Annotated in this window: 21 protein-coding genes; 13 read left to right on the top strand and 8 right to left on the bottom strand. The window is 64.5% G+C overall.

What is annotated here, in order from left to right:
• Nucleotides 1-22: 22 nt before the first annotated feature.
• The gene (locus AABD04_RS19750) at nt 23-772 is read left to right on the top strand and encodes a FadR/GntR family transcriptional regulator (RefSeq protein WP_222062785.1); all 750 of its coding nucleotides are present in this window, start codon (nt 23-25) and stop codon (nt 770-772) included.
• Nucleotides 773-1,086: 314 nt separating this feature from the next.
• Here the strand turns inward: AABD04_RS19750 and AABD04_RS19745 are convergent, their stop codons facing one another.
• Nucleotides 1,087-2,085: a DUF368 domain-containing protein gene (locus AABD04_RS19745; protein WP_341442225.1), complete on the bottom strand. Its 999-nt coding sequence runs from the start codon at nt 2,083-2,085 to the stop codon at nt 1,087-1,089.
• Between the two features lie 434 nt (nt 2,086-2,519).
• A complete protein-coding gene (locus tag AABD04_RS19740; protein ID WP_341442224.1) occupies nt 2,520-3,143 on the bottom strand; it encodes a TetR/AcrR family transcriptional regulator in 624 nt (207 codons plus the stop codon).
• A 232-nt stretch (nt 3,144-3,375) separates the two neighbouring features.
• Between AABD04_RS19740 and AABD04_RS19735 the strand changes: the two genes are divergently transcribed.
• From AABD04_RS19735 to AABD04_RS19725, 3 genes are all read left to right on the top strand, one after another.
• Nucleotides 3,376-5,319 (top strand): linalool dehydratase/isomerase domain-containing protein, encoded by a 1,944-nt coding sequence (locus AABD04_RS19735; RefSeq protein ID WP_341442223.1) that lies wholly within the window; start codon nt 3,376-3,378, stop codon nt 5,317-5,319.
• The gene (locus AABD04_RS19730; protein WP_341442222.1) at nt 5,316-6,206 is read left to right on the top strand and encodes an oxygenase MpaB family protein; all 891 of its coding nucleotides are present in this window, start codon (nt 5,316-5,318) and stop codon (nt 6,204-6,206) included. The genes AABD04_RS19735 and AABD04_RS19730 overlap by 4 nt, the downstream gene beginning before the upstream one ends.
• Before the next feature lie 114 nt (nt 6,207-6,320).
• A complete protein-coding gene (locus tag AABD04_RS19725; protein ID WP_341442221.1) occupies nt 6,321-6,581 on the top strand; it encodes a hypothetical protein in 261 nt (86 codons plus the stop codon).
• Between the two features lie 16 nt (nt 6,582-6,597).
• Here the strand turns inward: AABD04_RS19725 and AABD04_RS19720 are convergent, their stop codons facing one another.
• The gene (locus AABD04_RS19720; RefSeq protein WP_341442219.1) at nt 6,598-7,512 is read right to left on the bottom strand and encodes an aldo/keto reductase; all 915 of its coding nucleotides are present in this window, start codon (nt 7,510-7,512) and stop codon (nt 6,598-6,600) included.
• Nucleotides 7,513-7,621: 109 nt separating this feature from the next.
• Here AABD04_RS19720 and AABD04_RS19715 point away from each other — a divergent pair, with 109 nt between their 5' ends.
• Nucleotides 7,622-8,044, top strand: coding sequence for a phosphate acetyltransferase (locus tag AABD04_RS19715; protein ID WP_341442218.1), 423 nt, complete (start codon nt 7,622-7,624; stop codon nt 8,042-8,044).
• Between the two features lies 1 nt (nt 8,045).
• Here the strand turns inward: AABD04_RS19715 and AABD04_RS19710 are convergent, their stop codons facing one another.
• From AABD04_RS19710 to AABD04_RS19700, 3 genes are read right to left on the bottom strand one after another with little or no spacing between them, the layout of a single operon-like run.
• Entirely contained in the window at nt 8,046-9,311 is a 1,266-nt protein-coding gene (locus AABD04_RS19710) for an esterase/lipase family protein (RefSeq protein WP_341442217.1), read from the bottom strand.
• Between the two features lie 36 nt (nt 9,312-9,347).
• Nucleotides 9,348-10,322 (bottom strand): phytanoyl-CoA dioxygenase family protein, encoded by a 975-nt coding sequence (locus tag AABD04_RS19705; RefSeq protein ID WP_341442216.1) that lies wholly within the window; start codon nt 10,320-10,322, stop codon nt 9,348-9,350.
• Nucleotides 10,313-11,125, bottom strand: coding sequence for a class I SAM-dependent methyltransferase (locus tag AABD04_RS19700; RefSeq protein WP_341442215.1), 813 nt, complete (start codon nt 11,123-11,125; stop codon nt 10,313-10,315). The genes AABD04_RS19705 and AABD04_RS19700 overlap by 10 nt, the downstream gene beginning before the upstream one ends.
• A gap of 63 nt (nt 11,126-11,188) precedes the next feature.
• Here AABD04_RS19700 and AABD04_RS19695 point away from each other — a divergent pair, with 63 nt between their 5' ends.
• On the top strand, nt 11,189-12,049 hold the full coding sequence (locus AABD04_RS19695; RefSeq protein ID WP_341442214.1) for a class I SAM-dependent methyltransferase: 861 nt from the start codon (nt 11,189-11,191) through the stop codon (nt 12,047-12,049).
• A 71-nt stretch (nt 12,050-12,120) separates the two neighbouring features.
• Here the strand turns inward: AABD04_RS19695 and AABD04_RS19690 are convergent, their stop codons facing one another.
• Nucleotides 12,121-13,017 (bottom strand): hydroxymethylglutaryl-CoA lyase, encoded by an 897-nt coding sequence (locus AABD04_RS19690; protein WP_341442213.1) that lies wholly within the window; start codon nt 13,015-13,017, stop codon nt 12,121-12,123.
• 134 nt (nt 13,018-13,151) lie between these two features.
• Between AABD04_RS19690 and AABD04_RS19685 the strand changes: the two genes are divergently transcribed.
• Genes AABD04_RS19685 through AABD04_RS19665 form a run of 5 tightly spaced genes read left to right on the top strand, consistent with a single transcriptional unit; the run spans nt 13,152 to nt 19,667 of the window.
• Complete coding sequence (locus AABD04_RS19685) at nt 13,152-13,811, top strand: GntR family transcriptional regulator (protein ID WP_341442212.1); 660 nt, start codon at nt 13,152-13,154, stop codon at nt 13,809-13,811.
• Nucleotides 13,808-15,013 carry a CaiB/BaiF CoA transferase family protein gene (locus AABD04_RS19680; RefSeq protein WP_341442211.1) on the top strand — a complete coding sequence of 402 codons (1,206 nt, stop codon included), beginning with the start codon at nt 13,808-13,810 and terminating at the stop codon, nt 15,011-15,013. Before AABD04_RS19685 ends, AABD04_RS19680 begins: the two co-directional genes overlap by 4 nt.
• Nucleotides 15,014-15,064: 51 nt before the next feature.
• Nucleotides 15,065-17,161: a hydantoinase/oxoprolinase family protein gene (locus AABD04_RS19675; protein WP_341442210.1), complete on the top strand. Its 2,097-nt coding sequence runs from the start codon at nt 15,065-15,067 to the stop codon at nt 17,159-17,161.
• A complete protein-coding gene (locus AABD04_RS19670) occupies nt 17,161-19,050 on the top strand; it encodes a hydantoinase B/oxoprolinase family protein (protein WP_341442209.1) in 1,890 nt (629 codons plus the stop codon). The genes AABD04_RS19675 and AABD04_RS19670 overlap by 1 nt, the downstream gene beginning before the upstream one ends.
• On the top strand, nt 19,047-19,667 hold the full coding sequence (locus tag AABD04_RS19665; RefSeq protein WP_335742697.1) for an isochorismatase family protein: 621 nt from the start codon (nt 19,047-19,049) through the stop codon (nt 19,665-19,667). Before AABD04_RS19670 ends, AABD04_RS19665 begins: the two co-directional genes overlap by 4 nt.
• A 44-nt stretch (nt 19,668-19,711) precedes the next feature.
• Here AABD04_RS19665 and AABD04_RS19660 read toward each other — a convergent pair whose 3' ends face one another.
• The gene (locus tag AABD04_RS19660; protein ID WP_335742698.1) at nt 19,712-20,374 is read right to left on the bottom strand and encodes a GntR family transcriptional regulator; all 663 of its coding nucleotides are present in this window, start codon (nt 20,372-20,374) and stop codon (nt 19,712-19,714) included.
• Between the two features lie 210 nt (nt 20,375-20,584).
• Between AABD04_RS19660 and AABD04_RS19655 the strand changes: the two genes are divergently transcribed.
• Both AABD04_RS19655 and madL read left to right on the top strand, forming a co-directional pair.
• The gene (locus AABD04_RS19655) at nt 20,585-23,368 is read left to right on the top strand and encodes an AMP-binding protein (protein WP_341442208.1); all 2,784 of its coding nucleotides are present in this window, start codon (nt 20,585-20,587) and stop codon (nt 23,366-23,368) included.
• A 25-nt stretch (nt 23,369-23,393) separates the two neighbouring features.
• Nucleotides 23,394-23,798 carry a malonate transporter subunit MadL gene (madL, locus tag AABD04_RS19650; RefSeq protein WP_335742700.1) on the top strand — a complete coding sequence of 135 codons (405 nt, stop codon included), beginning with the start codon at nt 23,394-23,396 and terminating at the stop codon, nt 23,796-23,798.

Raw genomic sequence — 23,798 nt, 5'->3', positions numbered from 1 at the left:
GGCCCGACGCTATGGTTGTCCCATGGTGACCACTGACGGCGAGATCGTCCCGCGCGCGCGGGCACCCAAGATGTCCGCCAAGATAGCCAACCTCATCGCCGACCAGATCCTGACCGGCGGCATCATCGAGGGGCAGCGGCTGCCGACCGAGAAGGACATGGTGGCAGAGCACGGCGTCGCACGGACCACCGTCCGCGAGGCACTTCGGCTCCTGGAGAGCCGTGACCTGGTGACCATCAAGTCGGGCATCGGCGGTGGGCCGGTGGCGAAACGCCCTCAGCTGGAATCTCTGGGCAACACGATGAAGCTCTTCCTCCAGATCGACGGAGCCAACATCAGCGACGTCATCGACGTGCGGCTGATGCTCGAACCGATCGTGGCGCGTGAAGCCGCGGCGAACATCACCGACGAGCAGGTCGACGTCATGCAGACCGCCTTGGACCGAATGCGCGAGGACCCGGGCGACTACGGCAACTTCCAGGACAACAATGCGGCCTTTCAGCGCAGCGTGTACGACGCCGCGGGAAACCCGGTCCTGAACATCGTGATGGAGACTCTCTGGCTGCTGGTGCGGGACGCCGAGCCGAACGAGCATCCCATCGCCACGCGGCTCGCCGCAATCGAGATGCAGCAGGATGTGCTCGACGCGATGCGGGCCCGCGACGAGGATGCAGCAGCCGACACCATGAGCGCATTCGTGCAGGAGACGGCGAAGTATTACCGCCGTCGGCTGTCCAAGATCATCTCCAGGCCGGTCCGGTGGCAGATGTGACAGAGACAGGCTGTGCGAGGGTGGATTCGGGTGGTCCCGCTTGGATAATTGACCCTGGTCAGGGTGTCTGTCTCGGTTCCATGCGGACGCCTCTGGCTGTTTCGCAACATACTTATGAGCGAGCGGTCACGGTTCAATCCCGTTAGGAGGCTCCACCGCTCCGATTCCGTCCCTGGGATCGGAGTTTTTGTGTCTGTGCGGGCCGGTGTGGATGGTTTGTGCGCACATACGCCCCTTGTGGGAATTCACGGTGCCTGCAGGCGGCGCGGATTCCGACGAGGGGCGTGGATGGCCCGCTACGCCTGCTGTTTGGGTCAGGGCGTACGCGTGGTTGCCAGTCGCCGCTGAGCGATGGCGACCACCGCCACGACTGCAACTCCGACGGCGAAGAACCCCAAGGCAGCGGGCCATTCGTTGCCGACGGCCAGCAGTTCTCTGTTCTCGCCCTGCCACGGCCACAGTGCACGCAACGACCCCAACAGCAGGCCGGCAGCGGCGACCATCGCCAGATCGTGGTGGTTCGCCAGCAACCACTCGAGCACTCGAACGAAGCTGACCAACCCCGCCAGAGCGCCCAGGGCGAACACGGCCAGGTATGTCAGGTTCCGCTCGTCGACGGCCGTCAGCGTCGGCGCATACAGGCCGATGACCAGCAGAAAGAACGACCCCGATACGCCTGGCAGCACGAGCGCACAGATTGCGATCATTGCGGCGAAGAACACCAGAATCAGCGACGGATTCGACGCCTCGGCCCCGGGTAACGACGTGAGAACGACGACCCCGACAGCGAGAACGACGAACAGAGCCACGGCAGACAGTCGGGACCGGGTGGTGGGGAAAGCGCCACGAGTGATCTCCATGAACGGGATCGCCACCGACATCGCGATCATGCCCATGAACAGTGCCTTGGAGTAGACGGGCTGATCCGTGACGAAACCCGCCATGATCCCCGCCACCGAGAACACCATCAGCAGCATGCCGACGCCGACCGTGACGAGCAGCCACCAATCGACCTGACGGACCTCGGCGCGCACGTCGGACCGCGTCACCACGGCCTTGGGGATGTCCGTCAGATGCTTCGCCGACGCGATGGCCCTGGTGTAGATGCCGGTGACCAGGGCAACCGTGCCGCCGGAGACACCGGGAACCGTTTCCGCCAGACCGATCAGACCGCCGCGAACGACGTTGGCTGCCAATTCCGTCGCCGGCGGCCGTCCCCTGGCAATGTCATCGAGTCCGGGTCGCTGATCCAGCCCGTGTCCACTCCGCTCGTTGTACCCATCGGCGGAGGGCGTCTGCCCGTTCGTCGTCATGTCCGAATCGTCCCAAACGCTTCTGTGCCGCCAGACACCGGCTCGGCGAGCTCGGGTACGACCCATCGGCAGAGTCCGTACTGCGCGCAGCATCCACTGTGCCTCACCAGCAGCAAACGAGGGACCGTCATGTTTGCAGCGTCTCGAGAACCGTTCGGTGAACCCGGCCGTCGCTCCGGTGGCAGCGCGTGTCTCTCGACGATCTCCGAATCGGCTCCCCGTATCTGAATAGCCGACGCCGATCGGAGTCAGATTTCCGTAACCGGGGAGCCGATGTGGTGGGTTCTGTCGCTAGAAACGCCCCTCGTCGAAATCCGCGCCCCGCAGACAGGGCGCGGATTTCGACACGAGGTGTGGATCTGGTGCTTGGTTCAGCTCGGCAGACTCCGAGAACCAACTTTCCCTGACTGTGCGGTGTTTTGGTCCCGTCAGCACTATTCGACTCGACCGAGACCGGCGACCGCCGTCGACGCAAGGTTCAGTAGTCGCTCGATGAACTCGTCCCGTTCGATCGGCAGTGCACCTCGAAGCCACATGGCCACTACGTGCGTCGAGCCGGAAACGAGCAAGTGCGCGACCAGTTGTGCGTCGACGTCGTCGACGGAAGTCGACCCCATCGCGCCGAGAAGCTGGTCCACGTATCGATCCACAGCGGCGTCGCGCGTCGCGAGTAGTGCTGGGCTGGCCGCCGATTCGAGGTACAGACGTGCTGTCCGTGGGTCGTCCATCGCGTCCAGTACAGCCTCGATCGCCACCGTCAGTACCTGCCGGGGATCGGAGATGCCGAGGTGGCCCGCCGCGTCGATGGCCTGTGAGATCGAGTCGAAGACGTCCTGCATTGCTGACGACAACAGCTCTTCCAGGGACGTGTAGGTCTCGTAGAAGTATCGCTTCGCAAGAGACGCTCGGGCGCATACCGCGCCGATGGTGAGTTCGGTGACGCCCTTGTCGTGGACGAGATCCAGTGCGGCTTCACGGAGGCGATCTCGTCGATCCGCAAGTCGTTCCTCCAGTGATTGGCCGCCGTACTTGCGGGTGGGGCGATCGATCGAGTTCATACCGACATCTTGACACTCGGGGAACAACGTTGCATCCTTCAGAAACTGCTACGTCGCAGTTCCTGATTGGAGTGGTCATGGTGTGTTGCATCGCCGCAATTGCCGTCCTGTCGATCTTGTCGCGGGTGTTCGTACGGCCGATCTCGTGGGCGAAAGGTGGCGGGCGAGACGTGCGCGAGCTGTCCACGGCGCGGTACGAGGTCCAGCCGCTGCAGAGATCGGACGTTCTCCGGTGAAGAACACGACGCCGCAGGATCTTCCTGTTGTGCCCGAGACCGAGCCGATGTCGGTCCCACTCCTCCACGAACGAGCACCACTTCTTCCACCGGTCACGGCCCGAGTCCTCGGCAGGTTCATGATCGTCTACACCGCCGTGTGGATCCTGGGCCTCACCCTTCTTCTGGCCGGGACCGGTCGCGTCCAGATTCTCGGCGCGGAGCTGCTGGTGCCGGGCGGTGGCCACTTTGCCCATGGACACGTTCTGTTCGGCGTCGTTGCTCTCGTGTCGATGGTCGCGGCCGTGCTGCTCTGGTGGATGGTCGGCGCCTTCGTTGCACCGTTCATCGTGTGGGGTCTGAACGCGGCGTGGGCTGTGGCAATGCCGAGCCATCACCACATCGACAGCGTCACTGTGGCAGCCCTTTCCGCGGTGGTGCCCACCGTGCTGGCCTTGGCTGTCGTTGCCCACGCCCTACGTCATCAGCGGCGCCGAGGTGTGGCGGCGCGTACCAATCTCGTGTTGAAAGAACTCGAGGTACCCGTCACGCGGGTGCCGTCGACTCCCGTTCTGCCCGTGGGTGAGGCATCGATCGAGGATCTCACCCGATTGAGGCTGGCTTTCGACCTCGCACTGCAGCCGCTGGACCGTTTCGATGGATTCGACCGACGGGATCAGTTCAGAGAGGCTGCGCTGAGATACCAGCTCAGTATCCTCGGCTACACGCTGTCGACATATCGATACAACTACGCTCCCGCATTCTCGGGCTATCTGGCCGAGGCGGCGGCGCGGTCGATCCACAAGATGAGCGACCGACGAGTGTGGGGGTATTGGGCTCTCGAGAATGCCTGGGGCAGAATGAAATCGAGTCGCGATCCGGTAGCGAACACCGACAACATCATGCTCACCGGCTGGCAGGGTGTCGCCGCCGGGATGTTCGAGAGCCTCGAAGACGACCGCTTCTCGCAGCCGGAAGCGCTGACGTATCGGTGGTCCGATACAGAGTCCTACGCCAACGACTTCCATTCGCTTTCGGCGTCGATCGACAACAACATGCGGAGATCACCGTTCACGCTGTATTCGTGTGAACCCCGCTGGATCTACCCGGTGTGCAACACCTTCGGCGTCAACACGTTGGTCATGCACGACAGACTCCATGGCACTCACATGTTCGGCGATCTCGAAGAGTCCATCCGGCGGGCGTACCTCGAGGAGTTCCATCGACCCGACGGACGGATCATCGGCGTCCGATCCGAAACTGCCGGAATCTCGTGGAGCCCATGGTCCGGTGACGGAGTGTGGCTTCCGACGACGTATTGGATGCACGCGGCCATGCCCGATCTTGCGCACCGCTCGTGGTGGCTGATGCGCGATACGGTGCTGCGCCACGACGGCGAGCGTTTTCACCTGCCGAGGACTCTGGCCAATCGGGTGGATGCCGGTTCCTACTCCTTCGGTCGCGATACCTTCGGTCAGATCATGCTCGCCATGGCAGCCCGGGAGATCGGCGACGAGGACGTCGCCGCCAACGTCCTGTCTCATCTGGATCATCACGAACCGAACCGAACAGTAAACGGCGCAACGGTATTCACCGAGACATCGACTCAGGGAAATCTGTATTCTCTGATGGCTCGGTTCGGTCGGCACTCGGGTCTTCGCGATCTCGTCGGTCATGGTTCCGATTCGAAATGGCTCCGGGGACCTCGTCTGGCCGACGCGTCGTATCCGGACGTCCTGGTCGGCCGTGCGGTCAGTGACGGGGTGGCGCTCGAATGCGTACTCCATCCGGGCGCGGAACGAAAGCGAGTGCATCTGACCATCGACAACGCGCAACCCGAGCGGGACTACATGGTCGTCGGTGCTGTCGAGACGACCGTCATGGCAGGACGCGACGGCCGCTTCGCCCTCACCGTCGACCTCGGCGGTCGAACCGAGCTACGAATCGAGCCACAATCATGAACCGAGTGTGGGGCCGACGCGTCCGGCAGCAGATACGTGCCCTCGACCCGACCGAGGATGCCGACGAGATCGCGCGATTGTCCGTTGTCACCCTCAACGGTAAGAACAGGCTGGTATATGCGCTCTTCACCGTCGCATTCATCAAACAGGTGGCTGTGCCGGGCATGGCGCGCATTCTGTACCGCCGCGGGACCGGCGACATCGTTCGACAGACCCTCGAGCGCAACGACGACACGATCGTGTTTTTCGGACAGCTGCTCGACCATGGGCCGAACTCGCCCACCGGCCGGGAGTGGATCGAACGCCTCAACCGGATTCATGCCAATTTTCCTATTCGCAACAAGGATTCGCTGTACACCCTGTCTACGCTCGCACTCGACCCACACGATCTCACACTGGCGCTGGGGCACTCGCCGTTCGGTCCAGCGGAACTGCAAGCGCAGTGGCTCTTCTGGCGCGAAGTTGCAGTGCGGCAACACCTCGAGGACATACCGGAAACCCGCGCAGAGATGAGCGCGTGGGCTGAGCAGTACGAAAGAGCGGAATACGCCGGCAGCGACGAAGGACGACACATCACCGCTGCACTGGTACGTGCTTTCGGGCAGCGATGCTTGCCTGCGCCGTTGCGACGGTGGGACGCGCGGATCATCGCTGTGTTCTGTCCACCGCGACTTCGTGAAATCCACAGCCTGCCCAGCCCGGGACCCCTGGTGCGGGTGGTTGCTCGCGGCGCGCTCGGGGCGTACGTGCGCACTCTGCCGGTCCAGCTCGTCCCGGTGAACCGCTCATTGGCAGTAGATTTCGGCGACAGGCGCTACGGCGCGCGAGTGCCGGACGACGTCGGGTACCAGCGGCCGGCCGCGTCCGACCGAAGTCATGGTGAGTAGGTCGGGCCGTCTGTCCGATCCGACGCAGCCGACTGCGTGGCCTTGTACGGGGCAATGTCGGCTTGGGCCGGCATCTCTTCGATGGTGCCGGCTCGAGTGTTGTGCGCGACGCCGATGCCGATCGACAACTCCGATCCTTCCGAACACGGTGCTGGAGTCGCAGGTCGATATCAACCTGGCGGCTGTGATGCGCTCGAGCGACGCGGCGCGATCGAGGACGCCGGTGAGATCGTCGACCCTCGATTCGACCAGGAGTTCGCGGTATGCCTCGAGCAGGCTGCTGGTTGTCGCGGCAGAATCGGTGACATCTCGGAAGCTGATCGCGACGACACCGTCGACGTAGTCACCGCGGCGCCGGAAACGGCGAGGGTGTAGTCGCCGCCGAGGTGCATCACGTCCACGCGAGGCGAGAGCGGTTGTCCCAGTAGCTCTCTGGGGCCTCTGCAAGGTCCGGACCGGCTGCTGCGATCAGCTCGCGGTCGATCGAAAGCGCGGCTGCATTCTGCTTCAGTTGCCCCGCGGTGGCAGCGCCGGAGAGCACGACATCGGCCCATGGTTGCGCGAGTGCAATCGCCAGTGCGAGGGCATCACGGCCCACCCCGGCTGCGTCCGCGACCCGCGCAGGCTCCGAATCCTCCGCCACGAGTCGGCCATTGGCCATTGCTTCTTTGACGACGACGAACCAACCGGCCTCGTGGGCTCGCGCCAGGGACGGGCCGACGGACGGTTCGAGTGGGTTCCAGGTCGATTGCACGGAGCTGAACAGTCCGAGCTCGAGCGCTGCGTCCACCACGTCGGCTTGGTGCGGCCCGCTGGTGCTGATACCTATTCGGGTGCCACCCTCGGCTATGGCCCGTAGTTTGTCGAGCAGTGCTGTGTCGGTGAGGGCAGGGCTGTCCGGGGTGACGCTGTGGATCAGGTAGTGATCTGGCGCGCCGCCGAGGTCGTGCAGGGTCTGCGGCCACTGTTCGGCCAAACGTGCCACCGAGTGTTCTTTGACCTCGTGAACTTCGGCTTTGCGCTGAAAATCGGCGACGTAGGCGTATCCCCATTTGGAGCCGATCATGAGGTTCTCGCGCCGATTCGGGTGTCGAGACAGCCAGCTGCCGAGGAACCGCTCGGCCAACCCGTAGGAGCGCGCAACGTCGAAGTGTCGAACGCCGCTGTCCCACGCGGCGTCGAGTACTGCGTGGCACAGCTGCTCCAAGGCTGCCGGATCGAATCGCCCGTCCACAGCATCCGAGTGCCCGATCGTCAGGTACTCGGGTCGCCCGAGTGCGGCAAGGCCGAGGCCGAGTTGTGTCATGTCGTCATTACCTTCGTTGCGTCAGGGTCGGAATGCGCGCACGCTCCTCGAGTATGCCTGTCGTCGGGTGCTGGTTCGAAAGCTCACTGTTGTAGGGCATCATGAGTTGATGAGCGATCTCGAGTACCTTGCCACTTTGCTTGCCGGACTGGATGCTGAGATCGCGCGACTCTCAGCTGCCGAATCGGGCTCGGACGAGCATTCGTCTGCCGTCGATGACGCGGCCGCTGCCGTCCTGCGGCTGCGCTCGAAGGTCAAGGCCGGTTACTCGGGCAAGAAGGCCTACTACATCGCGGTGTCGACCGATCCGAACGGAATCAGGGTCGAAGGAATTGCAGCGTTGCAGGGCAAGCGGGCCCACGAATTGGTGCGAGACGGTGGTTGGATGCATGCGGATTCCAGCACGGTGCTCGATCTTCTCGATGACGATCAGATCAGTCGGTACCGGGCCATCGCCGGACGCGGCGTGGCGCAGACGTTTCGGGACTCGCGTGAATATCTCTCAGCGGCAACAGGTCTGGCCGAAAAGTAGCTCACGACCGGAGTCGTGGATCGGATTCACCGACCAGTGCACGCCGCATCCACTCATAGACTCTCTCGTCGTTGAGCAGGGTGAAGTGGTGCGCACCGTTGATCGCCAGGCCATCGTCCGGGCGAAGTCCTATGTTGCGCAGTGTATTCCGTCCGCCGGCGCTGTCGGTGCGGACCAACCCGTCGCCCACGAAGATCCCGACCGGGTGCCGCGGGTTTCCGGTGACGACCGCGGAGGCGTGATGATGCCGCACCCCCTCCGGAACCGAGATATCCGCGGCAACTCCGACGTCGAATCCGTCGGCGTAGCTGGCATGTCCCTCGTCTTCGGTGATCGATCCGTGGATCAGATCCCGGACTCCGGCGCTTCGACGCGCCAATAGGTGTGCGAACGGCCTGGTCTCGGGTGTGAGTGCCAGCGCTGCTGTGGCGACGTGAACGCCGTGTGCGAGTGGCGCACCCAGATGTGGTGTCCCCAGGGTGAATACGTCGGTCAACAGGTCCACCCACCGGCGTCCGTTCTCGGCGGCGTGATGAGCGGCGCTGCGTGAGACCAGTCCTCCCATGGAGTGCCCGACCAGGGTGATGCGGTGAACCCTGACGGGCCACGCCTGCACGAGTTGTTCCAGCAGTTCCGACAGGTCGGCGCCGTTCGTGGCGATACGACGTCCGGTGTTGTAGCGCAGAAAGATCGAGGTGGTGTCGGCTTCGGAATCCAGCCGCTCCCCGTAGGTGGGCCGCCCGCCGAGCCGCCATGCCGATTCGGTCTCTACGAGCCCGTGCAGGAACACCACGAGGTGTGCTCCCGCGTCGGGAAAAGCAGTGGCCAGAGCGCGGTACTTCGGAATTACCGGGCGTCCGTCGACGCGGATCGACATCGGGTAGGCGAGGACCCGGGAGGTTCGCTCCATGTCGTCGCCGATGAGACCGTGCAAGATCGCGATGGTCTGTGCGCCGAGGGTGGTGTGCGACGGCGACGGGCGGGGGTCGTCGTCGGACGCGTCGTCGCCGCCCGTCATGGCACCGACTGCCTTGGCTGCGCCGGTGCAGGCGGCCTCGATGCTCGCGTAGGTGCCTGCGGAAATGGCGTCGTGCATCAGCTGTGTCGGTCGTGCGGCGGGACCGACACCGAGCCTCACGGCAGCGAACGTCCGTCGTGCGATTGCCGAGTGAACTGCGCGAACGCCACCCGCGGCCGAGGCCAGTTCGCGAAGTGCGAGCTCGCCGAGTTCACCCAATTCCTGTGTGCGCCGAGTTCTGATACCCACGAAATCAGTGTACGCGTGTCCACTGAAACCGTCGGCTCAGTCCCGGCGACCCACCACCGGGTTCAGTTCGGAGGCCGCAAGGCCTCCTGGCTCGACGCCGGGAAGGAATTCGCGCCAGGTGCCGCTGATCAGTGTCGGCGATTCCACCACTCGGGCCCCGTCGGCGAAGTAGGTGGTGGCCAGCGCTCGGCGCGGCTGCGTCGTCAGGTTCGGCCCCGCGGTGTGGAAGCACAGCGCGGAGTGAAAGGACACGTCGCCCACGGCAAACGGCGTGGACTCGACCGCGACGTCACGCTCGACCAAGCGCTGCGTGACGGCCTCGTCGTACGACGTGCCGACCTTGTCGAACTCGAGGTCGGCAACCTCGTCCAGTACCTGTCGACCACGGGCGAACGACAGCGGACCCATTCGGCCGGGGATGGCAGACATGGGCATCCACGCGGTAACCGCCTGCGTGGTCTGCAGCGGGAAATGCTCCGCGTCGTGGTGCCAGGGTGTGCGTCCGCAGCCGGGCTCCTTGGACAGCGCGTTGTCGTGGTAGAGCCGAACGCCCGGTTCGTCGAGCAGTGCTGCGGCCAGGCCGCCGATTCGCGGTGACAGTGCCACTGCCCGCATCAGGTCGTCGTGCAGCCACATCTGTTCCAGTGCGGTGAACCGGCCTGCCACGTTCTCGCCGTGCTCGGCTCGGAGTAGCTCGTCGAGGCGTTCGGCGAGGCGTCGTACAACGGCGGGTGAGAACACCGCGGGCAGCCGCACGAACGCTTCTCGAGCGAAGGACTCGACGGCGGCCGGGTCGAGGTCGTAGGGCTCGGCGAGCTCACGCTCGACCTGCTGGTCCGTGGCCGCCTCGATCTCGGGCAGGCCGGGACCGTCGACCAGCTCGGTCGGCATCGTGTCGTTGGCAGCCAGGGTGACGTACCAGTCCCACCAATCCTGATCGTCGCCCGCCCAGTCCTGGTCGATACCGCCATTGCGGTTCTGCTCGGGGAGCCGTTCGTTCGTCAGAGCCACAGCAGCGCCGCCTCATGGGAGAAGGTGTAGGAGCCGGATGCGTCCCGGCAGGAGGCAAGGTAGTCGCCCAGTACCGGTGCCGCTTCCATCTCTTCCAGCGACACCGAGTCGTCGAAGGCGCAGCGTTGCAGAAAGCCTTCTGCGACAACGCGATCGGAAGTACCGGTGGTGTACCTGACGCGTTGGTCGCGCACGTCTGCACCGGCTCGAATCAGCGCGTCGCGCACCTGTTCGGCCGTCGTGTACGGCGTGGCCTCGCGTACGCCGGCGCGAAAAGCGTCGTAGAACGCGATGTAATGAGACGCCTCGGTGGCCTGCGCGATCAGTCCGAGACCGCCGGGAGCCAGTGCGGACACGAACCTTTCGGCTGCGGCATCCAGCTCGGCAGGCGGCAAGGCGTACAGCGCGTGCGTGGCCCAGACGACGTCGTAGCCGGTGTGATCGTCGGGTAGCTCCTGCAGAGTCATCACCAGGTCGTGGCGGGCCACGAACGGTGCCCCGAGCGCCCCGCGTGCCTCTGCCACCGAGAACTCGGACGGATCGAGCAGGTCGTAGGCCAGCTCCGGCACGGCGGACAGGTCCGTGTAGCGACGCAGAGCGGTGGGAAACTTTCCGCTGCCGCAGGCCACGTCGAGCAATGACCAGTTCTCGTGCGCCCGTCCGGCGAGCAGTGTGGGCCAGTCGGCGGCCAGGGCCAGCTGGTGGTAGTCCTCGGTGGCCAGGGCGTAGAACGCCTCCATACCCGTGCGGCCGGCCTCGCTCCAATGCTCGAGACTGCGCTCGGCTGTGTCTCCGTTGCTCACGGCACTCCTCTCGGGAAGCCAACCGCAACGCACTCGTGGGCGCGCCGTGGTTCACTCGGTGTGGTGTCCAACATAGCTCCGACTTCGTCGACCGACACTGCGGCAGTGCTCCTCGACGGCGTACGCGCGGTGCGGCGTGGCGCTGCGGCCCTCGCCGGCCTCGAGCCCGATGCCTACGCCCGAGGGCACGCCGCCTTCGAGTGCCTCTCCGACCAGCGCCGCCTGATCGCCGAACACCTCGCGGGCCGGCTGACCGGAATGGGGGATGGCCCGATCTCGGTGCTGTCGGTGGGCTGCGGTGACGGTTCGCTGGACGCGCGGCTGGCGGCGGGGCTGGTGCAGGGGGTACCCGGCCGACCGGTTCGGTACGTCGGCGTCGACCCCTGGGTGGGAAGTGCGGAGCGCTTCGCCGCCACCATGTCCGCGCTGGGAGCGGACGAGCTCAGCTCCGACGCGTATGTCGCCCCGTTCGACGACTCCTCGGTGGAGGAAACCTTCGATGTCGTGATGTTCGTGCACTCGATGTATTACGTCCCGGACCTGGGCGCGACGCTGCGTGTCGCGCTCGGCCTGTTGCGGCCAGGCGGCCAGCTGTGGGTGGCCATAGCGCCGACGGCCGCACTCAACGCGTTGGTGGTCGCCCTCGCCCCGCCGCTGGAGGGCCACCGGCAGTGGTTCAGCGCCGATGTCGAGAAGGCCTTCGTCGACGCCGGGATTTTCCTCGACGACGTGATTGCACTCGACGCGCAGATCGACCTCGCCTCCGCGAGTGACGAGGTGTTGGACTTTGCGGTGCAGGCCAGGCTGACCCCAGATCTGCGCGGGCCGGTGCGGGCCTACCTGGATGCGGTCTCGGTGCCGGGCACCGACGGCAGGCCTCGGGTGCCGCATCCGGTCGACGTGTTCGTCGCGACCCGTCGCTGATCTGTCCCTCGAAGGATCGACGCTGCCGAGTTGTGGCCCGCCGCGGATCCGGTGAACGGTGCCGGCGTGCGTCACCCGCTCGGAAAAGCCCCGGCCCGTCCGAGTAGTGCGGGCACCTCTTTGCCCAGTGCATTCCCGAGCCAGGAGGCGGCATCGACCAGAACCTGTTGGCGCACACCGGTGTCGACTCCGGATCGATCGAGTGCGTAGATCAGGTCCTCGGACGCTATGTTGCCCGTCGCTGCGGGGGCGAACGGGCATCCCCCGAAGCCGCCGATGCTGGCGTCCAACGCCTGCGCACCCGTATCGAGTGCCGTCAATGCGTTGGCGTACCCCGTGTTTCGAGTGTTGTGGAAATGCCAGCGCTGCGGGATTCCCGGTGCTCGTGTACGTGCGGTGTCGGCCAACACGCGGACCTGTGCCGGCACACCGACGCCGATAGTGTCCGCCAGAGCGATCTCCGACGGTCGGTCGTCGGCCAACTGCGCAAGGATCTCGCCCACGAACCGAGGATCCACTTCTCCACTGAACGGGCAACCGAACGCTGCCGCGATGGTGACGGTGGTGGCCAAGCCGGCGGACCCTGCGTCTCGAATGACATCGCGTGCAGTCGACACTGCCTCTGCGACAGAGCAATTCTGATTTCGCCGGCTGAACTCCTCGGATGCGACGACCACGACGTTGACCTCGTCGACGCGTGCTTCTATCGCTCTGTCGAGACCGCGGCGATTGAGCACGAGGCCGATGTAGGACACGTCGTCGCGTCGCTCGATCCCGGCCATGACGTCCTCGGCCCCTGCCATCTGTGGCACCCGTTTCGGGTTGACGAAGCTGACCGCTTCGATTCGCTTGGCTCCCGCTGCAACGCTGCGGGCGATCAACTCGATCTTCTGATCCACCGACAGCGCAGTCTTCTCGTTCTGCAATCCATCACGCGGGCCCACTTCGACAAGGTGCACGGAAGTCATGGACCGATCTTCCACCCGAACGGTATTGCATGCAATAGCTTGATTTTGCCGGGCTCAATTTTTTGGAACCGCTGACAACTCAGCGCCACAGCCCTAAGTTGTGAACAATCACCCATCATCGAATGGAGGCCTGCATGGTCAGGGCCGTGGATCGCGTGTATTCCCACATCCGCGACGGCATCATCGCGGGAACCTACGGGCCCGGCGCAAGGCTGGGTGAGGTCGATATCGCCGAACTGACCGAGACCAGTCGGACACCGGTCCGGGAGGCTCTGAGGCAACTCGAGATGGAAGGGCTTGTGGAGGTCGTTCCCCATCGGGGCGCACGTGTCTACACCTGGACGGCAGACGATCTCGAGGAGATCTACGACCTGCGCATGACGCTGGAAGCGATGGCCGCGGCTCGGGCGGCGCGCCGCATCGGCGACAAGGACATCGACAGGTTGAGCGAATTGTGCGACCTGATGGAATCGGCCGCGGCCAACGGGCAGCAACTCGACCTGATGGCGCAGCTCAACGACGAGTTCCACGCCATCGTGCGTACTGCCGCCGCCAGTACTCGCTTGCTGACGATGCTCGGCGCAGTCATCCAGTTCCCCCTCGTGATGCGTACCTTCCACCGCTATGCACCGGCCGACGTCGCTCGTAGTCACGCGCACCATCGCGATCTGGTGGCAGCACTGACCAGCGGTGACGAAATCTGGGCCGATTCGGTGATGCGTGCTCACGTCCGTGCCGCGAAACACGTTCTGCTCCAATCCCTCACACCCGACGAAGTCAAGGAGTCCGAATGAGCGAAGCCACCCCGGGGCCGTTGTCAGACCTGCGAGTAGTCGAGATGGGTCAATTGTTGGCCGGGCCGTTCTGCGGACAGCTTCTCGCCGATTTCGGAGCCGAGGTGATCAAGCTGGAGCCGCCGGGCAAGGGTGACCCGATGCGGCAATGGGGTCGGGAAAAACCCCACGGCAAGTCGCTGTGGTGGCCGGTGGTGGCGCGAAACAAGAAGTCGGTGACGTGCAATCTTCGCACCGAAGAAGGACAAGCGCTGGCGCGCAACATCATCGGTAAGTCCGATATCGTCGTCGAGAATTTCCGCCCCGGCACCCTCGAGCGATGGGGGCTCGGGTACGAGGATCTGCGCACGCTCGACCCACGCCTGATCATGGCCAGGGTCACCGGATACGGCCAGGACGGGCCCTACTCTCCCCGAGCCGGGTTCGGTTCGATCGGTGAGGCGATGGGCGGAATCCGTTACGTGACCGGCAATCCCGATCTGCCACCGTCTCGGGCCGGCATCTCGCTCGGTGACTCCCTGGCTGCGGTGTTCGCGACGATCGGCGTCCTCACTGCCGTTCACCATCGGGAGCGCACGGGGCGTGGGCAGCTGGTGGATTCGGCGATCTACGAGGCCGTGCTCGCGATGATGGAATCACTGCTCCCCGAATACGAGATCGGTGGTTACCAGCGCGAGCGCACCGGGTCGGTGCTGCCGAACATTGCGCCGAGCAACGTCTATCCCACGAAGGGCGGGGAGATGATTCTGGTTGCTGCGAACCAGGATTCGGTATATGCCCGCCTGGTCACCGCTATGGGCCGGGCCGATCTCGTATCCGATCCTCGTTATGTCGACCACGCGTCACGTGGGGTCAACATGGAAGAACTCGACGCCATCATCGGATCGTGGACCGCAGAGCTCGGAACCGACGAGGTCCTCGACATTCTTCACGCTGCCGGCGTCCCCGCCGGCCGCATCTACACCGCTCGCGACATGTTCGACGATCCGCATTTCGCGGCCCGTGAGGCCATCGTGCGGCTGGCCCACCCCGATTTCGGCGAGATCCCGATGGCGGGGGTCGTGCCCAAGCTCAGCGACAGTCCCGGTGCCGTCCGGCATGCAGGACCCGAACTCGGCGAACACAACTCGGACATCTACGGGTCGCTTCTCGGTCTCACCGAGGCCGAACGGGCTGCGCTCGTCGACCGCGGCATCATCTGAGCTCGGCCGCATCGCCCTCACTCATCGCACCGCACACCACGGGAGATCATCATGCGCTATCGACTCGGCGTCGACGTCGGCGGAACATTCACCGATGTCCTGCTTCTCGAAGAAACGACCGGTACCACCTTCAGAGCCAAGACTCCGTCGACACCCGCCGATCAGTCCGTCGGGGTGCTGAACGGCATCGACAAAGTATGTTCGGAGGCCGGGATCGAACCGTCGGAGATCGATCAGGTCCTGCACGGCACCACGGTCGCGACCAACGCCATCCTTCAGGGCCGCGGTGCGCGCGTCGGACTCGTGACCACGGACGGGTTCCGGCAGGTCCTACAGATCGCCAGATCGTACGTTCCGGGCGGTCTGGCGGGGTGGATCATCTGGCCCAAGCCCGAACCGCTTGCAGCGCTGGAGAACACCGTCGAGGTCGTGGGTCGCCTGGCGGCGGACGGTAGCGAGGTGACGGCGCTCGACGAGAACCAGGCGCGCACCCAATTGCGTCGATTGGCCGGTGCCGGCATCGAGGCTCTCACTATTTCGCTCATCAATTCGTATGCGAACGACAGCCACGAGAAGCAGATCGCCGAGTGGGCTGCCGACGAGCTTCCTGGCATTCCTATCTCCATCTCCAGCCAGGTACTGCCCGAGATGCGCGAATACGAGCGAACTCTGACCACGGTCGCCAACAGCTACGTGCAACCGGAGGTATCGCGCTACGTCCGTAACCTGGACAATTCGTTGCAGGACAGGGGGATCAGGGCTCCACTGTCCATCCTCCGGAGTGACGGGGGACTGGTGCAGTCGGCAAAGGCATCGGAGGCACCGGTGTCGTTGCTGTTGTCCGGCCCGGCCGGTGGTGTCACCGGTGCCGTCTGGTTTGCCGAACAAGCCGGATTCTCCGACTTCCTCACCTTCGACATGGGCGGGACGTCGACCGACGTCGCCCTCGTACTCGGTGGTCAACCACGTATCGGCCGTGAGACCAAGGTCGGCGACCTTGCCGTCCGCGCCACGAGCGTGGACGTGCGCACGGTCGGAGCCGGTGGCGGCTCCATCGCGCACGTGCCCGAGTTGACGCGCGCACTGCGGGTCGGGCCGCAATCGGCCGGTGCCGACCCCGGACCGGCCGCGTACGGGAAGGGCGGAACCGACCCGACGGTGACCGACGCGAACGTCGTACTCGGTTATCTCCCTGCCTCGTTGGCGGGTGGGGAGGTCGATCTCGACGCCGAGGCGAGCCGTACCGCCGTGGCGACGATCGCCGACGCGATCGGCCTGGGAAGTCCCGAGGAAGCCGCGTCCGGGATCGTCGACATCGTCAACGAGAACATGTTCGGCGCCCTGCGGTTGGTCAGCGTGCAACAGGGCTACGACCCTCGCGATTTCGCGCTCGTCTCGTTCGGCGGTGCCGGGCCCCTGCATGCCAACGCTCTGGGTCGACTCACCGGTTCGTGGCCGGTGATCGTGCCACCGTCGCCCGGGGTTCTCTGCGCGTACGGCGACGCCACGACGTGCCTTCGGGACGAGGCCGCGCGCACCATGGTGCGCGCCTTCTCCGACATCGACGACGGCGAGTTGCGCACAGCCCTTGCCGAATTGGCCGAGTCGGCGTCGGAAAGGCTCTCTGCCGAGGGGGTGCAGGCAGCCCAGCAGACCGCCAAATATCAAGTGGACCTGCGCTATCAGGGCCAGGGCTTCGAGATTCCCGTCGATATCGGCGCGGCCGCCCTCGATTCGGGTGAGCTGTTGTCCACCCTCGGCTCTGCTTTCGATGCCGAACACCAGCGACTGTTCTCGTTCCTGCTGAAGAACGAACGAGAGGTCATCAATCTTCGAGTCACGGTCAGTGGTCCACGTCCCGAGGTGGCGTTCCAGCCGTTGGCGGAGGGCACCGACGATCCGTCCGCCGCGCTGATCACCACGAACAGCGTGTGGATGGACGGGCAGCACACGAAGGCCGGCATCTACGACCGCTCGAAACTGTTGGCCGGCAACGTCGTCACGGGCCCCGCGGTGATCACCGAGATGGACTCCACCACGCTGGTGCTGTCCGGTCACGCAGCGACGGTCCACCGGAGTGCTTGCCTTCTCATCGCGCCCGTCGACACCGACGATACCCACCGCACCACGCGACTCCAGGAGAACTGATGGCCACCATCATCGAGACCTCGAAGACTCCGTTCACCACCGTTCCGGTCGACCCGATCACGCTCGACATCATCGAGAACGCCCTGCGAAACGCACGGGCGGAGATGGATGAGGTGCTGTTCAGAACGGCGTTGTCACCGGGTATTCGTGAACAGCACGACGAATTCCCGCTCATCGCGGATCCGAGCGGCAAGATGGTGGTCGGGCAGTTCGGTCTGTCCGTCCCCGATTTCCTCGACAACTTCTCGGGCACCGTCGGCGAGGGCGACATCCTGCTCACCTCCGATCCGTACGCCTGTGGTGCCGCGATCAGCCACGCCAACGACTGGCTCATCGTCCTCCCGATCTTCCACAGTGGACGCGTCGTCGGCTGGTCGTCGATGTTCGGGCACATGGCCGACGTCGGGGGTAAGACGCCGTCGTCCATGCCGACCGATGCGCACACCATCTTCGAGGAGGGCGTCATCATTCCGCCCTTCAAGCTCTACAGCGCAGGCGAATTGAACGAGACCGCCCTGGACATCATTCTCAACCAGGTGCGCAAACCGGACTGGAACCGGGCAGACCTCAACGGACTCGTCGCGGCGTGCACCACCGCATCGCGGCGCATCGTGGAGCTCTGCGACCGGTTCGGTGTGGACGTGTACCTGTCGGCGCTCGACGCGTTGCTCGACCGGAACTATCAGGCCATGAAGGTGCTGCTCGCGATGCTGTTCGTCGACGGCGAGACGATCGAGTTCAGCGACTTCATCTGCGATGACGGATGTGGCTACGGCCCTTACGAACTGACGATCGAGCTGACTCGACACGGCGAGAAGATCCACCTCGACTTCAGCAAGGCAGCGCCCCAGGCCGTCGGGCCGATCAACTACTTCATCAACGAGAACCTCGTGCGCATGTTCTTCGGTATCTACGTCATCACCGTGGCCGATCCGCAAATTCTCTGGAACGACGGCTTCTATCCGTTGATCGACGTGACCATTCCCGAGGACTCGTTCTGGAAGCCGCGTTATCCGGCCGCACTCAACGGCCGCAATCACGGAATCGGCCGCGTCTTCGACCTTTTCGGTGGGCTGCTGGGCAAGAACAATCCCGAGATTCTCAACGCCGCCGGCTTCTCGTCCTCGCCGCACTTCATGTACTCCGGTCACTACGACGGGGGTGCGCGAGACGGGGAATGGTTCCAGCTGTACTCCATCGGATTCGGCGGCATCCCCGGTCGTCCGATGGGAGACGGACCCGACGGGCACTCGCTGTGGCCGTCGTTCGTCAACATCCCCTGCGAGTACCTCGAGTCCTACTACCCGCTGCGCATCGAGCGGTGGGAGACCGTCACCGATACCGGTGGTGCCGGACTGCACCGCGGCGGCAACGGCGTCGACGTGGCCTACTACTTCGAGGAACCGGGCACCATTGCCATTCACGACGACCGCTGGCTGACCTACCCGTGGGGTGTCAACGGCGGCAAGCCCGGTGCGCGAGGCAAGAAGTGGATCGTTCGGGCATCGGGTGAGGTCGAGGTGTTGGCCAGCAAGATCCACGAGGTGCCGGTGGGACGAGGCGATGTATTGCACTTCGTCACGTGGGGCGGCGGCGGTTGGGGTGACCCGCTGACCCGAGATCCCGAACTGGTCGGTCTCGAAGTTCGGCGGGGTCTGGTCAGTTCCGAGGGTGCTCGTATCGGGTACGGAATCGTCTGCGATGACGGCGGTGTCGTCGATTCGTCCGCCTCCGAGACTGTTCGCAGCGAGATGTCGGCCGCGCGCGGGGAGATCGAGGTGTTCGACAAGGGACCGTCGATCGACGTGATTCTCGAGCGGTGCGAGGCCGAAACCGGTCTTCCCGCGCCGCGTCCGCCCGTGAACGTCAGAAAGGCCGTGCGAGCGTGAGCGACACCCTCGGGTCGTACCGGGAATCGGGATTTGCGGGTGAGCTGGGCCCGGGCCGTAGCCCCGCGGTTCTGGTGGTCGACATCGTCGCGGCCTATCTGGTGGACGGCTCGCCCCTGCGTGCTCCGGTGGATGCGGCGGTAGCAGCTGCGGCACAACTGGTTTCGACTGCCAGGTCCGCCGGTGTTCCGGTCGTGTTCACCAGGGTCAGCTATCAGCCCGGTGGACGTGACGGCGGCCTGTTCATGTCCAAGATCCCGGCGTTGAAGATCTTCGAGGAAGGCTCGGAGCTCGGCGATTTTCCGGCGGAACCCCGTCCGCTCGCGGGCGAAACCGTGGTGACCAAGCAGTACGCGAGTGCATTCTTCGGCACCTCACTTGCTGCCACACTCACAGCGAGCGGTATCGACACGCTGTACATCTGTGGGCTGACCACCAGCGGCTGCATCCGTGCGAGTGCCACCGACGCACTGCAGCACGGCTTCCGGCCACTCGTGGTCGCCGATGCGTGCGGCGACCGCGAGCCGGGCATGCACGAGTCGAACTTGCTCGACCTGCAGGCCAAGTATGCAGATGTCCTCGATCTTCGGCAGGCGCTGGAGCAGTTGCAGTCGTAGGGATCAGCCCACGGCCGTTCCGGCGTAGGTGATACCGCGCGCTGTCAGCTCGCGGACAACTGACGCCACGTCCGCACCAGGTTGCTGAACTCCTTCACCTGCACCAGTACGTGGTCACGAGCTGCCGCCTCGGCGGCAGCGGCGTCACCGCGGGCGATGGCATCGGCGATGATTCGATGCTCGGCCATCGAGCGCCGCATTCTGTCCGGCACGCGCAGCTGTAATCGCCGGTACGGCTGGAGAACTCGCTTCAGTGCGTATGCCTGTTGCCTGAGGTAGTCGTTTCCACACGAGTCGTTGATGATGCCGTGGAAGCGCGCATTGGCGTAGTAGTAGGCGTCGGCATCGCCACTGATCGCGTGTTCCTCGCATTCCGCGAGTGCGAGCTCGAGGTCGGCCAGGGACTCTCTTTCGATGCGACCGGCCGCCAGCCGCGCCGCCATCCCTTCCAGCTCGGCCATGACCTCGAAACGTTCGGCCACTTCCGAAATACCCAACTCGGTGACGTACGTGCCCTGTTTCGGTCGGATCTGCACCAATCCGGAACGCTCGAGCGCCTGCAATGCCTCGCGAATCGGGGTGCGAGAGCAGCCGAATTCTTCCTCCAGGCGAGCTGGATCCAGGCGTTCGCCAGGCCGGTAGTGGCCGTCCAGAACGGCGTTCTCCAGCGCGTCCCGCACTCGCTGGGACTCGGGAACTCGAATCATGTGTGCCTCCTCGGCCAAGATTATCCGACGCACGGGGTGGTGCAGCTCACATTTATCCGATAGGGTCATTGTTATATATATCACGACGGACCATGTATATGGTCGGCCTCATACGTCGAGGTGCCGCCGCCACAACCCACGAAAGGATCCGAGATGGGATGCGAAGACGGCCGATCGTTGAACAGACTGATCGAGGCGTGCGAAGTTCTGATGAGTGACGTGGGTGACGCATCCATACGGGCAGTGGCGACCGAGGTGCTGAGCGCATATGCGGACCTCGGCGATGCCGAGAAAGCGACGTTCTTCGAGCACGTCACCTCGGTGTACGGCGTCGATGCCGACCGAGTTCGGTCGGCGTTCCATCTGTGGGACGGTGCGCGCGGCACCGCATCCGACGCCGACGAGGAAATGATCGAACTGCTCAGCGCTGTCGAACCCGCCCGTCAGCAGTTGCTTCGCCGTATCAACCATGCGCCCGGGGCCACCCTCGCCTTGGTCGAGATGCGCGCGGACTTGCGCCGACTGATGCGCGGCCGCCCCGGCCTACGGCCCCTCGATCACGACTTCCACCATTTGCTGACGTCCTGGTTCAATCGTGGGTTTCTGCAGATGACGGAGGTCACCTGGGACTCACCACCCGCGTTGCACAGGTATCTGCTGCACTACGAGACGGTCCACCCCATGGCGACCGAAAGCGAGCTTCGTCGTCGGCTGCAGCCCGCGGACCGTCGTGTCTACGCGTTCTTCCATCCTGCGACGGGAGATGTCCCCCTGATCTTCGTCGAGGTAGCCCTCGTCCGCGGCGTACCAAGCCGGATCGGTCCGCTACTGGAACCGGGCGAGGAGCTCGATCCGTCGGTGGCGGACACAGCCGTCTTGTACTCGATCAACAATGCGCTCGACGGGCTGGCAGGCGTGTCGTTCGGGAGTCTGCTGATCAAGCAGGTCATCGAGCAGGTGAGTCAGCAGTTGCCGCATCTGCGTGAGTTCGTCACTCTCTCACCGATTCCCGGCTTCAGACGCTGGCTCGATGCCAAGGCACCCGCCGACGCGGAGCTGCGCTCGCTCGTCGAGCAGCTCGACGCCGTGGAGGATTCGGCCCAGCTCGACGCCCACCGCACCGAAGAGCTACGGAGCGCGTTGCTCCCGGTTCTGCTGGCCTACTTGACCGTCGAGCGACGTGCCGATGGGTGCCCGGTCGATGCCGTTGCTCGATTCCATCTGGGGAACGGGGCGTCGGCCTGGCGACTGAACTGGCCGGCGAACCCTTCCTCCCAGGCTTGGCTGCAGTCCTACGGAGCCATGGTCAATTACCGGTACGAACCGGACCAGCTCGAGCGCAGGCACGAGGACTTCGTGCGGCGGCGCAGCGTCGCAGTCGACGGGCCGCTGTCCGAGCTCGCCGCCGCACGCCACGAATCAACCGACACAACATCATTCGACACCACATCATCCGACAAGAAAGGAACACCGATGGCGCACGACACCACCATCTATCGACTGTTCGCAGACCAGACGCTCAGCCGACCGGACGCACCGCTCTTCGAGCTTCCCGACGGGCGCACGATCTCCTACGGCGATACCGCAGACATCGTGTACCGCATCGCTGCTCGTCTCCGTGCCGACGGTGTCACGCCGGGGGAGCGAGTCGCCATGCAGGTGCCGAAGTCGCCCGAGGCAATCGCGCTCTACTTGGCGACCCTGCAGGTCGGCGGCGTCTTTCTGCCGCTCAACACCGCCTACACCGGTGCCGAGATGCGGTATTTCATCGGTGACGCGAAGCCCCGCGTGCTCGTGTGCGACCCCGAAAGGCATTCCGAATACACCGAATACGAGAGTGACCTCGTTCTGGAAACCCTCGGGGAGTTCGCCGACGGGACACTGTTGAGCGGAGACGAGCGAGACGAAGACGTCTACGACGCCGCGACCGCCGAACCTGCTGCCATCCTGTACACCTCCGGTACCACCGGACGCTCCAAAGGCGCCGTCCTCACCCACGGCAACCTCGCATCGAACTGCGAGGCGTTGCTCGATGCCTGGCAGTTCACGGCGGACGACACACTGATTCACGCGCTGCCGATATTCCATATCCACGGACTGTTCGTCGCGGCGAACATGACGATCGCCGCCGGTGCCTCCATGCACTTCCTACCCAAGTTCGACGCCGAAGCGATCATCGATCTCCTGCCGAAATCGACCGTGCTGATGGGCGTTCCCACGTTCTACACGCGTCTGGCGAAGAGCGAGCGGGTCACCCCCGAACTCTGCTCGTCGATGCGTCTGTTCGTGTCGGGATCGGCACCGTTGCTGGCCAGTGACCACGAGGCCTTCCTCGCTCGCACCGGCCACGCCATCCTCGAGCGTTACGGCATGACCGAGACAGGAATGAACAGCACCAATCCATACGATGGTGGTCCGCGCAAGCCTGGCACCGTTGGGAAAGCACTGTCCGGCAGCGAAATTCGGGTGGTGCATCGCGAGACAGGCGTTCCGCTGCCCGACGGTGAAGTCGGCATCGTGGAGGTGCGCGGACCCAACGTGTTCTCGGGCTACTGGCAGATGCCGGAGAAGACGGCGTCGGAATTCCGCGCGGACGGCTTCTTCATCACCGGCGACCTGGGCACGATCGACGAGGACGGATACCTGTGCATCGTCGGACGAGACAAGGATCTGGTGATCTCGGGCGGATACAACATCTATCCCAAGGAGATCGAGGAACTGCTCGACGGTCACCCCGCAGTACTGGAGTCCGCCGTGATCGGCGTACCGCACCCGGAGTTCGGTGAAACCGTTGTGGCCGTTGTAGTCCCGAGGCCGGGTGCGCAGCCTGCAGGCAGCGAATTGTTGGACTTCATCTCCGGCGATCTCGCGCGATTCAAGCAGCCACGCGCGGTACGCGTCGTGTCGGCGCTGCCCCGCAACGTCATGGGGAAGGTGCAAAAGGCCGAACTTCGCAAGCAGTACGCCGATCTGTTCGACGGCGTGGACGCATGAAATCCCCTCTCGACCTTAGGAGTACATGATGGTTCTGTATGGAGTGGCAGCGCTGGCGCTCTGCATGCTGTCCGGCACGATCGTCGGTGAACTGTTGGGTCTGGCCCTCGGCATCGACGCCAACGTCGGTGGAGTCGGCTTTGCGATGATCATGCTGATCTTCGCCACCGCCTGGCTGCGAAAAAAAGGCAAGTTTCCCAAGGCGACCGAACAGGGTGTGCTCTTCTGGAGCGCGATGTACATCCCGATCGTGATCGCGATGGCGTCCATCCAGAACGTCGCCACGGCGATCACCGGTGGCCCGATGGCCATTCTGGCAGGTCTGGGAGCCCTGGTCGCCGGGGCCGCACTGGTTCCGGTGCTGTCGCGGATCGGTGAGCGCTCCGAGCCACTGCCCCCGATGACCGAAGAAGAATTGCAGGAGGCCTGA

It is taken from the genome of Rhodococcoides navarretei (genome assembly GCF_038069675.1).
In the GTDB taxonomy this organism is placed as follows: domain Bacteria; phylum Actinomycetota; class Actinomycetes; order Mycobacteriales; family Mycobacteriaceae; genus Rhodococcoides; species Rhodococcoides navarretei.
The sequence above is the reverse complement of the archived record's forward strand: the minus strand, read 5'-3'. Positions and strand labels throughout refer to the sequence as shown.